The 12209-nt window shown below is 61.5% G+C and carries 13 protein-coding genes; 6 read left to right on the top strand and 7 right to left on the bottom strand.

Going from position 1 to position 12209, the window contains the following annotated elements; translation table 11 throughout:
• Positions 1–62: 62 nt before the first annotated feature.
• The 3 genes from cueR to DYL59_RS24640 all read right to left on the bottom strand — a co-directional run bounded on the left by cueR (position 63) and on the right by DYL59_RS24640 (position 3109).
• A complete protein-coding gene (gene cueR, locus DYL59_RS24650) occupies positions 63–464 on the bottom strand; it encodes a Cu(I)-responsive transcriptional regulator (RefSeq protein ID WP_135291521.1) in 402 nt (133 codons plus the stop codon).
• On the bottom strand, positions 461–2662 hold the full coding sequence (locus tag DYL59_RS24645) for a heavy metal translocating P-type ATPase (protein WP_135291520.1): 2202 nt from the start codon (positions 2660–2662) through the stop codon (positions 461–463). Before DYL59_RS24645 ends, cueR begins: the two co-directional genes overlap by 4 nt.
• Before the next feature lie 66 nt (positions 2663–2728).
• Entirely contained in the window at positions 2729–3109 is a 381-nt protein-coding gene (locus tag DYL59_RS24640) for a hypothetical protein (protein WP_135291519.1), read from the bottom strand.
• 146 nt (positions 3110–3255) lie between these two features.
• On the opposite strand from DYL59_RS24640, the gene DYL59_RS24635 reads away from it, so the two are divergent.
• Both DYL59_RS24635 and DYL59_RS24630 read left to right on the top strand, forming a co-directional pair.
• Positions 3256–3447 carry a heavy-metal-associated domain-containing protein gene (locus DYL59_RS24635; RefSeq protein ID WP_135291518.1) on the top strand — a complete coding sequence of 64 codons (192 nt, stop codon included), beginning with the start codon at positions 3256–3258 and terminating at the stop codon, positions 3445–3447.
• Between the two features lie 85 nt (positions 3448–3532).
• Positions 3533–4726 (top strand): multidrug effflux MFS transporter, encoded by a 1194-nt coding sequence (locus DYL59_RS24630; RefSeq protein ID WP_135291517.1) that lies wholly within the window; start codon positions 3533–3535, stop codon positions 4724–4726.
• Positions 4727–4734: 8 nt separating this feature from the next.
• Here the strand turns inward: DYL59_RS24630 and DYL59_RS31445 are convergent, their stop codons facing one another.
• From DYL59_RS31445 to DYL59_RS24620, 3 genes are all read right to left on the bottom strand, one after another.
• Complete coding sequence (locus tag DYL59_RS31445; RefSeq protein ID WP_167496714.1) at positions 4735–4908, bottom strand: hypothetical protein; 174 nt, start codon at positions 4906–4908, stop codon at positions 4735–4737.
• Positions 4909–5053: 145 nt separating this feature from the next.
• Positions 5054–6067, bottom strand: coding sequence for a zinc-binding alcohol dehydrogenase family protein (locus DYL59_RS24625; protein ID WP_135291516.1), 1014 nt, complete (start codon positions 6065–6067; stop codon positions 5054–5056).
• Between the two features lie 25 nt (positions 6068–6092).
• Positions 6093–6386, bottom strand: a complete 294-nt coding sequence (locus DYL59_RS24620) for a putative quinol monooxygenase (protein WP_135291515.1) — start codon at positions 6384–6386, stop codon at positions 6093–6095.
• Positions 6387–6504: 118 nt separating this feature from the next.
• On the opposite strand from DYL59_RS24620, the gene DYL59_RS24615 reads away from it, so the two are divergent.
• From DYL59_RS24615 to DYL59_RS24605, 3 genes are all read left to right on the top strand, one after another.
• On the top strand, positions 6505–7431 hold the full coding sequence (locus DYL59_RS24615) for a LysR family transcriptional regulator (protein WP_135291514.1): 927 nt from the start codon (positions 6505–6507) through the stop codon (positions 7429–7431).
• A gap of 137 nt (positions 7432–7568) precedes the next feature.
• Positions 7569–8264: an ArsR/SmtB family transcription factor gene (locus DYL59_RS24610; RefSeq protein WP_135291513.1), complete on the top strand. Its 696-nt coding sequence runs from the start codon at positions 7569–7571 to the stop codon at positions 8262–8264.
• Positions 8265–8369: 105 nt separating this feature from the next.
• Entirely contained in the window at positions 8370–9740 is a 1371-nt protein-coding gene (locus DYL59_RS24605; protein WP_135291512.1) for an MFS transporter, read from the top strand.
• Between the two features lie 137 nt (positions 9741–9877).
• Here DYL59_RS24605 and DYL59_RS24600 read toward each other — a convergent pair whose 3' ends face one another.
• Complete coding sequence (locus DYL59_RS24600; protein ID WP_021493192.1) at positions 9878–10831, bottom strand: adenosine deaminase; 954 nt, start codon at positions 10829–10831, stop codon at positions 9878–9880.
• 193 nt (positions 10832–11024) lie between these two features.
• Between DYL59_RS24600 and DYL59_RS24595 the strand changes: the two genes are divergently transcribed.
• Positions 11025–12110, top strand: a complete 1086-nt coding sequence (locus DYL59_RS24595) for a calcium:cation antiporter (protein WP_135291511.1) — start codon at positions 11025–11027, stop codon at positions 12108–12110.
• The last annotated feature ends 99 nt before the right edge of the window (positions 12111–12209 follow it).

Genomic DNA, 12209 nt, shown 5'->3' with positions numbered 1-12209 from the left:
AAATGTGGGAGGGAGCAAGCCCCCTCCCACATTTGGTTTTGCATGTATTCAGATAGATTGCATCAGGCGCAGCAACTCCCGGACGCCAGCTCCTTGAGAATCGGACAATCGGGCCGATGATCACCCTGGCAGTGCTCCACCAGGTCCTGCAACGTATCGCGCAATTGCCCCAGTTCCAGGATCTTCTGATTCAACTCATCGATATGCTGGCGCGCCAAGGCTTTTACATCGGCGCTGGCCCGTTGTCGGTCCTGCCACAGGGTCAGCAGTTTGCCGACCTCTTCCAATGAAAACCCCAAATCCCGCGAACGCTTGATAAACGCCAGGGTGTGCAAATCCTCCGCGCCGTACACGCGATAGCCGCTATCGGTGCGGTGGGCGGCTTTGAGCAGTCCGATGGACTCGTAGTAGCGAATCATCTTGGCGCTCAGCCCGCTTTGACGGGCGGCTTGGCCGATGTTCATGGGCGTTGATCCTCCAGATCCTTGGGTTTCCAGGTTTTGAGCAGCAAGGCATTACTCACCACACTGACGCTGGACAGCGCCATCGCCGCGCCCGCCAGCACCGGGTTGAGCAGGCCGAAGGCCGCCAGGGGAATGCCGATCAAGTTATACACAAAGGCCCAGAACAGGTTCTGGCGGATTTTTGCGTAGGTCTTGCGGCTGATCTCCAGGGCGGCCGGCACCAGGCGCGGGTCGCCGCGCATCAGGGTGATACCGGCAGCGTGCATGGCCACGTCGGTGCCGCCGCCCATGGCGATGCCAATGTCTGCCGCCGCCAGGGCCGGGGCGTCGTTGATGCCGTCGCCGACCATGGCGACCACGCCGGTTTTTTTCAACTCGGCGACGGTGGCGGCTTTGTCGGCGGGCAGGACTTCGGCGTGAACATCCTCGATGCCCAGGGCTTGGGCAACCACGCGGGCACTGCCGCGATTGTCGCCGGTGAGGAAGTGGCTGCTGATGTGCTGGGCCTTGAGCTGTTCAACGGCTTCCTGCGCGCCGGGCTTGAGGGTGTCGCCAAACGCGAACAACCCCAGTACCCGCGGCTGTGCGCCTTGTTCGATCAACCAGGATAAGGTGCGGCCTTCGGCTTCCCATGCCTTGGCGGATGCTCCCAGATCGCCTGCGCTTAAGCCGTTGTCTTCCAGAAGGCGACGGTTGCCCAAGGCCAGTGGTCGCCCGTCGAGGCTGCCGGCAATGCCGCGCCCGGTCAGGGACTGGCTTTCGCTCACATCCGCTACCGTCAGCCCTTGTTCGCGACACGCATCCAGCACCGCCTTGGCCAACGGGTGTTCGCTGCCCCGTTGCAGCGCGCCGGCGTGTTGCAGCAGCAGGGCGTCATTGCCATCCACTGCCACCTGATGGGCAATCTTCGGCGTGCCGGAGGTGAGGGTGCCGGTCTTGTCAAAGACCACGGCGCTCACTTCATGGGCGCGCTCCAGGGCTTCGGCGTCCTTGATCAGGATGCCGTAGCGTGCGGCCACGCCGGTGCCGGCCATGATCGCGGTGGGCGTGGCCAGGCCCAGGGCGCAGGGGCAGGCAATAACCAGGACGGCGACGGCGTTGATGATGGCGGTTTCCAGGGCTGCGCCGTACAGCCACCAACCCACCAGGGTGAGCAGCGCCAATACCAACACCGCCGGGACGAATACCTGGCTGACCTTATCCACCAGTTTTTGGATGGGCGCCTTGGCCGCCTGCGCGTCTTCCACCAAACGAATAATCCGCGCCAGTACGCTTTCGGCGCCGAGCGCCGTGGTGCGCACCAGCAGGCGACCCTCGCCGTTGATGGCGCCGCCGGTCACCTTGTCCCCCGGCTGTTTGGGCACCGGCAGGCTTTCACCGCTGATCAGGGCTTCGTCGGCATGGCTTTGGCCTTCGATCACTTCACCGTCCACCGGGAAACGTTCGCCGGGCTTGACCAAGACCCGATCACCGAGCTTCAAGGCATTGATGGCGACGTTTTCTTCACGGCCTTCAACAACCCGAATCGCCCGTTCCGGACGCAAGGCTTCCAATGCGCGAATGGCGCTGGCGGTCTGGCGTTTGGCGCGGCTTTCCAGGTACTTGCCCAGCAGCACCAGGGCGATCACCACCGCCGAGGCTTCGAAATACAGGTGCGGGGCCATGCCGGGGTGTGCGGTGAGCCATTCATACAGGCTCAGGCCGTAACCGGCGCTGGTACCGATGGCCACCAGCAGGTCCATATTGCCGGCACCGGCACGTACGGCTTTCCAGGCGGCTAGGTAGAAGCGCGCACCGAAGATGAACTGCACCGGTGTGGCCAGGGCGAACTGCACCCAGGCCGGCAGCATCCAGTGCAGGCCAAAGGGTTGCACCAGCATCGGCAGCACTAACGGCAGTGCCAGCCCGATGGCCAGCAGCAGCGACCAGCGCTCGCGGTGCAGGCGCTGGGCTTGGCTGGCGTCGGTGGCGGTTTCGCTTTGGGGCAGGGTGGCGGTGTAGCCGGCTTTGTCGACGGCGGCGATCAGTACGCTGGGGTCGATTTGGCCTAACACTTCGACATGGGCGCGTTCGTTGGCCAGGTTGACGCTGACGCTGTGCACCCCCGGCACCTTGCCCAGCGCACGCTCCACGCGGCCGGCACAGCTGGCGCAGGTCATGCCGCTGATGGGCAGGTCAAAGGTGGTCGATCCATTCATGGGGCAGTCCTCCTTAAGAAGTTGCCCCTAGGATCAACCTTGACCTGTGGGGAAGGTCAAGCCTGTTCAGTATTCCAATTTGGCAGCCTTGAGGTACATGCCGTCCGGCCCCTGGGCAATGCGCAATTTGCGCACGTCACCGGCCTTGAGGGTGATGTTCTGCGCCGGCGGCGCCAGCATGCCCGGCAGGCAGCCTGGGGATTGGCCCGGCAGCAGTTTCAAGCGTAATGACAGGTTGCCCGCCGGCAGGTTGAACGAGGTGGCTTGTTCCTGAAACAGCCGCCCGGCCAACTGGTCATTGAGGTACAGGCCGATCTCGCAGTTGGTGGGGACTTCCAGGCGTTCGCGGGAGATGATCAGCACCGCGTAGTCTTCTGCGGCAAAGACCTGTGGCGCAGCGGCAGACAAGCTCATCAGGCCCGCAAGGGCAAAAAACGACCAGCGCATGGCGAATGCTCCATGGTTCATATCCAAGATGGGTCAAGCTTGGCCGACGACGCCCTCGAATACCAGCCCGGCCGAACAATACAGAACTTGACCTTGCCATCGTGGCAAGGTCGACATTACCCCCACCTCATCAAAGGAGTCATCTCATGCAAGTATTCAGCGTTGAAGGAATGACCTGTGGCCATTGCGTTCGGGCCGTGACCCAGGCGGTGCACAACCAGGATCCGGCGGCCGAAGTGAAGGTTGACTTGGCCGCCAAGCAAGTCAGCGTGCAGAGCCAACTGAGCCCCGAGGTGATCGCCGACCTGATCCGTGAAGAAGGCTACACCGTCGTCTGATTTTTAATAGTTAGCGAGCTAACTTAATGTTCAAGGCGCCCAAGCACGGCTAGACTGTCGGGCTGCTGTCCTACTTGGGTGCCTGATGAACCTTCGCATTATTCTGATTCTGGGTGCCTTGAGCGCCTTTGCGCCGTTGGCGATCGATTTTTACCTGCCGGGCTTCCCCGCCATGGCTGTCGCGTTTGCGACGGATGAAAAACATATCCAACGGACCCTGGCGGTGTACTTCGCCGGCCTTGCCATCGGCCAACTGATCTACGGCCCGCTGGCGGACCGCTTTGGCCGGCGCGTGCCGCTGCTCAGCGGTGTCACCTTGTTTACCCTGGCTTCGTTTGCCTGCGCCTATGCACCGTCCCTGGAGTGGCTGACCGGTGCGCGCTTCGTACAGGCCCTGGGCGGTTGCGCGGGCATGGTGATTTCCCGTGCCGTCGTCAGCGACAAATGTGATGCCGTCGGCTCCGCCAAAGTGTTTTCCCAACTGATGCTGGTGACTGGCCTGGCGCCGATCCTGGCACCGTTGGCCGGTGGGGTCATGGTCGGGCTGTGGGGGTGGCAATCGATCTTCCTCGCGCTGACGGTGTTCAGCGTGATGGCGGCCATCGCTGTAGCGGTCGGCCTGCCGGAAACCTTCCCGGCCCATCAGCCGCGCCAGCCGTTGTCTGGCTCGTTGCGTCGCTACGGTGCGCTGTTGTCGGACCGGGTCTACCTCGGTTATGCCCTCACCGGTGGCATTTCGATTGCGGGGATGTTTGCCTACATCGCCGGTTCACCGTTCGTGTTTATCCAGCTGTATGGCGTGCCCGCCGAGCATTACGGTTGGTTGTTCGGCTCCAATGCGGCGGGCTTCATCCTGGTGGCGCAGGTCAATGCGCGGTTGCTGTCCAAGCGCGGTCCGGCGTTTTTGTTGTCGCGCAGTGTGTGGGTCTATCTGCTGGCGGCCGTGACGTTGCTCGGCATAGCGGCGTTGCACACCAAGGCATTGTGGCCATTGCTGGTGCCGCTGTTTATCTGCATCGCCAGCCTGGGCTGCATCCTGCCCAATACCTCGGCGTGCGCCATGAGCGGGCAGGGTGCGCGGGCCGGTAGCGCTTCAGCGTTGCTGGGTTGCATTCAATTCGGCGTGGCCGCGGGCGCGGCTTCGTTGGTGGGGGTGTTGCACGATGGCACCGCGCTGCCGATGGCCATGGTCATCAGCCTGTGCGGTGTACTGGCGGTGACGATTGCGATGTCGACCCAGCGCCTGCAACGGGCACGGGCCGCGCAGGCGCAGGCCTAGGCAGCCGATCAGCCAGCGGCGGAGTGCGGCTGGCTGACAGGAAAGCGGTGAGGGGCTTGAATACGGGCTTGCAGGGTGTCGACAAAGGCGCGTGCCTCGGCCTCGGTGTGAAAAGTGATGGCCTTTTTATCGAGCCGAACTTCCCACTGGGATTTTGCTAACGCTTTTATCAGGATCTTCATTGCTGACCTCCTTACGTAAAAGAAACGCGGCAAAGGCGGCCAATATAAACCCGTATACGCCCACAAATATGACAAAGATCAACCTTCGGACTAATGGTGACGTCCATCACCCAGGTGAATAACGGACGTCACACATTCGCGTTTTTCAGAACCCTTCCAGCACGATCTTGCCCTTGGCCTTACCGCTTTCCAGCAGCGCATGGGCACGGCGCAGGTTGGCCGCATTGATCACACCGAAGTGCTCGCCCACCGTGGTTTTAAGGATGCCGGCATCGATCAGTTCGGCCACGCGATTGAGCAGGTTGTGCTGCTCGATCATGTCCGGCGTCTCGAACATCGAACGGGTGTACATGAACTCCCAATGCAGCGACAGGCTCTTGCGCTTGAGCTTGCTCACGTCCAGCGCCTTGGGGTCGTCGATCAGCGCCAGTTTGCCTTGGGGTTGCAGGGCTTCCACCAATTGGTCCAGGTGATGATCGGTCTGGGTCAGGCTGGCGACGTGGGTGACCTGTGGGTGACCCGCCGTTTTCAGCGCTTCACTCAGTGGCTGACTGTGGTCGATCACCAGATCGGCGCCCAAGGCCTTGGCCCATTCCTGAGTTTCCGGACGCGACGCAGTGCCGATCACTTTCAATGCGGTGAGCTGGCGGGCCAGTTGGGTCAGGATCGAACCCACGCCACCAGCGGCGCCGACGATCAGCAGGCTTTGGCCTTCATCCTGTTTACCTTCACGCACTTGCAGGCGTTCGAACAGCAACTCCCACGCCGTGATGGCGGTCAGCGGCAGTGCAGCGGCTTCGGCAAAGCCCAGGCTTTTGGGCATATGGCCGACGATGCGCTCATCCACGGTGTGCAGTTCGCTGTTGCCACCTGGGCGTACCAGGGAGCCGGCGTAGAACACTTTGTCACCGGCCTTGAACAGGCTCACTTCACTGCCGACCGCCTTGACCACACCAGCAACGTCCCAGCCCAGCACCTTGGCGGCGCCGTTTTCCGGGGCGACGTTCTGGCGCACCTTGGTGTCTACAGGGTTGACCGAAATGGCTTTGACTTCCACCAGCAGGTCGCGTGGGCCGGCGACCGGCGCGGGCAGTTCGATGTCTTGCAGGGCCTCTGGGTCAGAGATCGGCAGGGAGGTGTAGTAGGCAATGGCTTTCATGGTGGCTCCGGAAAAAGGGCGGTGATCAGGCAAGAAATTTCAGGCGCTTGAGTTCGAAGTGTTCGATCACATCGGCGGCCTTGGCGCGAAAGCTCTGGATATGCGCGCTCTGGTCGTGGTCGGCCAGGGCGTCGTCGTCGCTCCAGCGTTCGAGCATGTAGAAGGTCTCGGGGTGTTGCAGGTCCTGGTGCAGGTCGTACTGCTCGCAACCCGGTTCGAGGCGGGTGGGTTCCAGCAGGCCGCGCAGCAGGGTTTCCAGGGTGGCCTGTTGGCCGGGTTTGGCGATCAGCGTGGCGATGACGTTAAAAGCTGTGGACATATTCAACTCCAGACACGTGATGAACGGGATGGGCAGATGATTGGCTATTTCCCGTGAAGATAAAAGCGGCTAAAACAGAGGGCTGTTTCAACCAAATATTGATAATGAGCCCCTATGCATGCTGCGTTTTGATGATTTGCAGTTGTTTGTACGCGCCGCCGACCTGGGCAGCCTGTCGGCGGCGGCGCGGGTGATGGACTTGTCGCCCGCCGTGGCCAGCGCGGCGTTGAAGCGCATCGAGCAGCAACTGGGTACGCGCTTGCTGGCGCGGTCCACCCGCAGCCTGCGCCTGACCGCCGAAGGGGAGGGGTTTCTGGAATACGCCCGCGCCGCGTTGAGTTCGTTGGATGAAGGCCGTCGCCTATTGGCCAGTGGCCAGGATCACGTCAGCGGCGTGCTGCAACTGTCGGCCCCATCGGACTTTGGCCGCAACCAACTGCTGCCCTGGTTGGACGAGTTTCAGCGTGAATACCCGCAGCTCTCGGTGCGCCTGCTGCTGGGTGACCGTATTGCCGACCTGTTTCGCCAGCCGGTGGACATCGCCCTGCGCTACGGCGAACCCGAGGACTCCAGCCTGATTGCGCTGCCGGTCGCGCCGCAAAACGTGCGCGTGCTGTGCGCCGCGCCCAGCTACCTTGCGCGCCACGGCGAGCCGCGCCACTTGGAACAACTGGCTCAGCACAATTGCCTGCTGTACATGCTCGGCAGCCGCGTCCACGACCACTGGGGTTTTCACGACGGCAAGCGCGACGTCAGCCTCACGGTCAGCGGCGACCGTTTCAGCGATGACGCCGATGTGGTGCGCCGTTGGGCGGTGGCGGGCGTGGGCATTGCCTACAAGTCCTGGCTGGATGTGAGCACCGACGTGCTGGCCGGCCGCTTGCAACTGATCCTGCCGGAGCTGCGCGGCGAGCGTACGCCGCTCAACCTGCTGTGTGCCCATCGCGCCCAACTGAGTAAACCCATCAATCTGCTGCGGGAAATGCTCGTGTCCCGCTGTGCGATGTTGACCGCACAGTTGCCGGAGCGCGTGAACGCTGGCTAATCGCCGCCCTTACAACCAGACGTTTCACTCAATGGCTGTCCCTCTCTGCGCTGTAGGACCGCGCGGAACCCGCGCTTGGCGCTCCTATACTTTGTCGCCAACCACAGCAGACAAGTGATCTAACAGGGAGTGAATAGATGGAAGAAGCACCGTGCATCAGTCAGATCGCCAGCTTGTTGGCCGATCCCAAGCGCACCGCTATGCTCTGGGCCTTGATGGATGGCTCGGCCAAGTCGTCGCAGGACCTGGCCAGGCTCGCCGGGCTCTCGTCGGCATCGGCCAATGCCCATCTGGCCCGGTTGACCTGCAGTGGCTTGTTGCGCACCGAAGGCCGACGCGGCCAACGGTTGTTTCGCGTCGCGGCGCCCGACGTCAGCGCCGCCATCGATGCCTTGGCCAGCACCACAGTGGCCAGCGCCGTGCGCCGTGCGCCCAATGTTGTACTGTCGCCCCTGGCCGCACCGCCGTCATTGCGCCGCGCGCGTTTGTGCCATGGGCATCTTGGCGGCGAATTGGCTGCGCGATTGTACGAGCGGATGCTGGCAAGCGGGTGGATTGAACGCCACGAACACCGCACTGAGGTTACGGCCAAGGGCGCGCAGCAGTTGGCCGGCGTGGGAATTTTTACCCAGGCATTGGCGACACCGCTGGTGTGTGATTGTTTCGATTGGAGCCAGCAGTACCCGCACCTGGGCGGCGCTTTGGGCGCGGGGTTGCTGCAACTTTTTTTGCAGTCGAACTGGATCAGTATGGTCAGCGACTCCCGGGCGTTGGTGGTCCACGACATCGGCCAGGTGGAAATCTCGCGATTGGCCGCGTCCGAACCGTCCTGACGGCGCTGGCGTCGTTCAGAGTTTCAATCAGGTCGCATCCAGCAATAGCCCAGCAAAACGATGCCGCACACTCGCCCAGGGGATTCTTCACACGGGGGGTGCGGCATGGGTATGCAAGGCTTTAGCGCAGCGGAACGCTTGGAACGGTTACCCATCAGTGGGTATCACCGTGTGATTTTTATCATCATTGCCTTGGCGTTTTTCTTCGACTCCATGGACCTGGCGATGATGACCTTCCTGCTGGGCTCGATCAAAACCGAGTTCGGTTTGAGTACGGCCCAGGCCGGGTTACTGGCCAGTTCGAGTTTTTTTGGCATGGTGGTGGGCGCGTCCCTGTCCGGGATGCTCGCCGATCGCTTCGGCCGCAAGCCGGTGTTCCAGTGGAGCATTGTGCTGTGGGGTATCGCCAGTTACCTGTGTTCCACCGCGCAAACGGTGGAGACCTTGACGCTGTTTCGCATCCTGCTGGGGATCGGCATGGGCATGGAGTTTCCGATTGCACAGTCGATGCTTTCGGAATTGATCCCGGCCAAGGGGCGCGGGCGTTACATCGCCTTGATGGATGGTTTCTGGCCGTTGGGCTTTGTGGCGGCGGGCGTGCTGTCGTACTTCCTGTTGCCGGTGATTGGCTGGCGCGACATCTTCCTGGTCTTGGCTGTGCCGGCGGTGTTCGTACTGGCGATCCGGTTTTTCATCCCGGAGTCACCGCGCTGGCTGGAGCAGGCCGGGCGGCATGCGGCGGCAGACAAAGTGCTGCAGGGCATCGAGCAGAAAGTCCGCGATTCGCTGGGCCGTGCCGACCTGCCGGAACCGATCCGCCTCCCTCGGGTAGAGAGCTCGCCGGGGACATTCTTCTCGGCATTCCAGCAACTGTGGTCGCCGCAGTATCGCCAGCGCACGATGATGATCTGGAGTGTGTGGTTTTTTGCCTTGCTCGGCTTTTACGGGCTGACCTCGTGGTTGAGCGCGCTGTTGCAGCAGTCGGGGTTCGCCGTGACGCAATCGGTGTACTACACGGTGATCATTTCGCTGGGCGGTATTCCCGGTTTCCTGATGGCCGCCTGGTTGGTGGAGCGTTGGGGGCGTAAACCGGTGTGCGTGGTAACGCTGCTGGGCGGCGGGGTGATGGCATTTCTGTATGGGCAAAGCGCGGTGTTTGGCGGCAACGTGGGGTTGCTGATCACGTCGGGGTTGTTGATGCAGTTCTTTTTGTTTGGCATGTGGGCGGTGCTTTATACCTACACGCCTGAGTTGTACCCCACGTCGGCGCGGGCGACGGGGTCCGGTTTTGCTTCCGCGATCGGCCGGGTCGGCTCATTGCTTGGGCCGTTGGTGACGGGGCTTGTGTTTCCGATGACCGGGCAGGGTGGGGTGTTTGCCCTCGGCGCGCTGTGTTTTGCAGTGGCGGCCTTGGTGGTGTGGGTGTTTGGGGTGGAGACGAAGGGCAAGACCCTGGAAGAGTTGGTCGAAATTTAATCGGCAATGTAGATCCAATGTGGGAGGGGGCTTGCTCCCGACGGCACTGGGCCAGCTACCGATAAGCTGACTGACCCGCCGCCATCGGGAGCAAGCCCCCTCCCACATTTAGCCTGCACTCATCCAGTGACAGCGGCTTATGGTTTTACCAACCGCGCATCCAGGCTGTTCTGCGCCAGGCGTTTGGCCTGGTCCTGGGTCATGCCCAGTGCGGTGTGCAGCGCGTGGAAGTTTTCGGTCACATAACCGCCGAAGTACGCCGGGTCGTCCGAGTTCACCGTGACCTTCACGCCACGCTCCAGCATGTCGAGGATGTTGTGCTGGGCCATATCATCGAACACGCAGAGCTTGGTGTTGGACAGTGGGCACACAGTCAACGGGATCTGCTCGTCGATGATGCGTTGCATCAAACGCTCGTCTTCGATGGCGCGCACGCCATGGTCGATACGTTGGATTTTCAGCAGGTCGATGGCTTCCCAGATGTACTCCGGCGGGCCTTCTTCGCCGGCGTGGGCCACGGTAAGGAAGCCTTCGTGGCGGGCACGGTCGAACACGCGCTGGAACTTGCTCGGCGGGTGACCCATTTCCGAACTGTCCAGGCCCACGGCCACGAACGCGTCGCGAAACGGCAGCGCCTGGTCCAGGGTCTTCTCGGCTTCGGCTTCGCTCAAGTGGCGCAGGAAGCTGAGGATCAAGCCGCTGGTGATGCCCAACTGCTGCTCACCATCTTTAAGTGCCGCCGCAATGCCGTTGAGCACCACTTCGAACGGGATGCCACGGTCGGTGTGGGTCTGCGGGTCGAAGAACGGTTCGGTGTGGATCACGTTCTGTTCTTTGCAGCGCAGCAGGTAGGCCCAGGTCAGGTCGTAGAAATCCTGGGAGGTGCGCAGCACATCGGCGCCCTTGTAGTACAGGTCGAGAAACTCTTGCAGGTTGTTGAAGGCGTAGGCCTTGCGCAGGGTTTCGACGTCGTTCCACGGCAGCGCGATCTTGTTGCGCTCGGCCAGGGCGAACAGCAGCTCAGGCTCCAGCGAACCCTCCAGGTGCAGGTGCAGTTCAGCCTTGGGCAGGGCGTTGAGCCAATCGTACATATCTAAATTCTCATCAGGTGCAATGGCGGCATTCTACAGGCCATGGCTGAAATAATCGGCAAAACCTGACCAGCAGGATCGTTTTTGTTGCATTCGCGCAAGGGCGGCGTGAACTAAGGTGTAACGAAACGTTAGCAGCGTGCCGTAGTCTGTACCCCATCAATGACTGATTTGTTGTACGAAAAGGCCCGGAATGCTCACATCCCTCAAGCAAGAAAAGTTCATGCTGCTGGCGCTGCTTGCCGCCATCGCCGCGTACCCGTTGGAACACTGGATGCTCAACAGCGGGCAAGGCGTGGCGCTGCTCGGTGGCGTGGCGCTGATTGTATTTATCGTGATCGCCTCGATGCGCGTGGCTCACCACGCCGAGCAGTTGGCGGAAAAAGTCGGTGACCCCTACGGCACCATGATCCTCACCCTGGCCGCCGTGTTGGTGGAGGTGGTGATTCTGGCGATCATGATGAGCAACGAGCCATCACCTACTTTGGTGCGTGACACGATTTATTCGGCGGTGATGCTCGATATCAACGGCATCCTCGGCCTGGCTGCGTTGATGGGTGGCATCAAGCATGGTGAACAGTCCTACAACGATGATTCGGCCCGTAGTTACAGCGTGATGATCCTCACCGCCATGGGGGTGTCGATGGTGGTGCCGGAATTTATCCCTGAGGCTGACTGGAAGATTTACTCGGCCTTCACCATTGGCGCGATGGTGGTGCTCTACACCTTGTTTCTGCGTATGCAGGTGGGGCCTCACAGTTATTTCTTCAGCTATAGCTACCCGGAGAAACGCGGCAAGAAGCCGTCGGAAGACGCGCCCTCTATCAACTTGGCGTTTTCCATCGGCACCCTGGTGTTTGGCGTGATTGTGATTGGCGCGTTGGCCGAGGTGATGTCCAAGACCTTGGACCTGGGCCTGGAAGGCACGGGCGCACCGCCGGTGATCACGGCGATTGTGGTGGCGGCCATTTCGGCGGCGCCAGAGATTTTGACCGCGTTGCGTGCGGCGCTGGCCAATCGCATGCAGTCGGTGGTGAACATTGCGTTGGGTGCGTCGTTATCGACGGTGATCCTGACCGTGCCGGTGATGGAGGCCATGGCGCTCTACACGGGCCAGCCGTTTCAGATGGCGATGACGCCGGTGCAGACGGTGATGGTGTTTATCACGTTGATTGTGAGTGCGATCAACTTGAATGATGGCGAGACGAACGCGATCGAAGGGATGACGCATTTTGTGTTGTTTGCGACCTTCATCATGTTGTCGCTGCTGGGCCTCTAACCCGATTTACTGAACTCAGCAGGGCCCAATGTGGGAGCGGGCTTGCTCGCGAATGCGGTGTGTCAGTCAGCACATGAGTTGACTGACACACCGCATTCG

It is taken from the genome of Pseudomonas kairouanensis, assembly GCF_004682055.1.
GTDB classification, from domain to species: Bacteria; Pseudomonadota; Gammaproteobacteria; order Pseudomonadales; family Pseudomonadaceae; genus Aquipseudomonas; species Aquipseudomonas kairouanensis.
Note: the sequence above shows the minus strand (reverse complement) of the source record. Positions and strands in the feature narration are given on the sequence as shown.

Bases quoted from the DNA above. Each gene is read 5' to 3' on its own strand.
- DYL59_RS24605 (WP_135291512.1), top strand. From the start codon at position 8,370: ATGGGTATGCAAGGCTTTAGCGCAGCGGAACGCTTGGAACGGTTACCC.
- DYL59_RS24630 (WP_135291517.1), top strand. From the start codon at position 3,533: ATGAACCTTCGCATTATTCTGATTCTGGGTGCCTTGAGCGCCTTTGCG.
- cueR (WP_135291521.1), bottom strand. From the start codon at position 464: ATGAACATCGGCCAAGCCGCCCGTCAAAGCGGGCTGAGCGCCAAGATG.
- DYL59_RS24615 (WP_135291514.1), top strand. From the start codon at position 6,505: ATGCTGCGTTTTGATGATTTGCAGTTGTTTGTACGCGCCGCCGACCTG.
- DYL59_RS24595 (WP_135291511.1), top strand. From the start codon at position 11,025: ATGCTCACATCCCTCAAGCAAGAAAAGTTCATGCTGCTGGCGCTGCTT.
- DYL59_RS24625 (WP_135291516.1), bottom strand. From the start codon at position 6,067: ATGAAAGCCATTGCCTACTACACCTCCCTGCCGATCTCTGACCCAGAG.
- DYL59_RS24610 (WP_135291513.1), top strand. From the start codon at position 7,569: ATGGAAGAAGCACCGTGCATCAGTCAGATCGCCAGCTTGTTGGCCGAT.
- DYL59_RS24600 (WP_021493192.1), bottom strand. From the start codon at position 10,831: ATGTACGATTGGCTCAACGCCCTGCCCAAGGCTGAACTGCACCTGCAC.
- DYL59_RS24640 (WP_135291519.1), bottom strand. From the start codon at position 3,109: ATGCGCTGGTCGTTTTTTGCCCTTGCGGGCCTGATGAGCTTGTCTGCC.
- DYL59_RS24645 (WP_135291520.1), bottom strand. From the start codon at position 2,662: ATGAATGGATCGACCACCTTTGACCTGCCCATCAGCGGCATGACCTGC.
- DYL59_RS24635 (WP_135291518.1), top strand. From the start codon at position 3,256: ATGCAAGTATTCAGCGTTGAAGGAATGACCTGTGGCCATTGCGTTCGG.
- DYL59_RS31445 (WP_167496714.1), bottom strand. From the start codon at position 4,908: ATGAAGATCCTGATAAAAGCGTTAGCAAAATCCCAGTGGGAAGTTCGG.
- DYL59_RS24620 (WP_135291515.1), bottom strand. From the start codon at position 6,386: ATGTCCACAGCTTTTAACGTCATCGCCACGCTGATCGCCAAACCCGGC.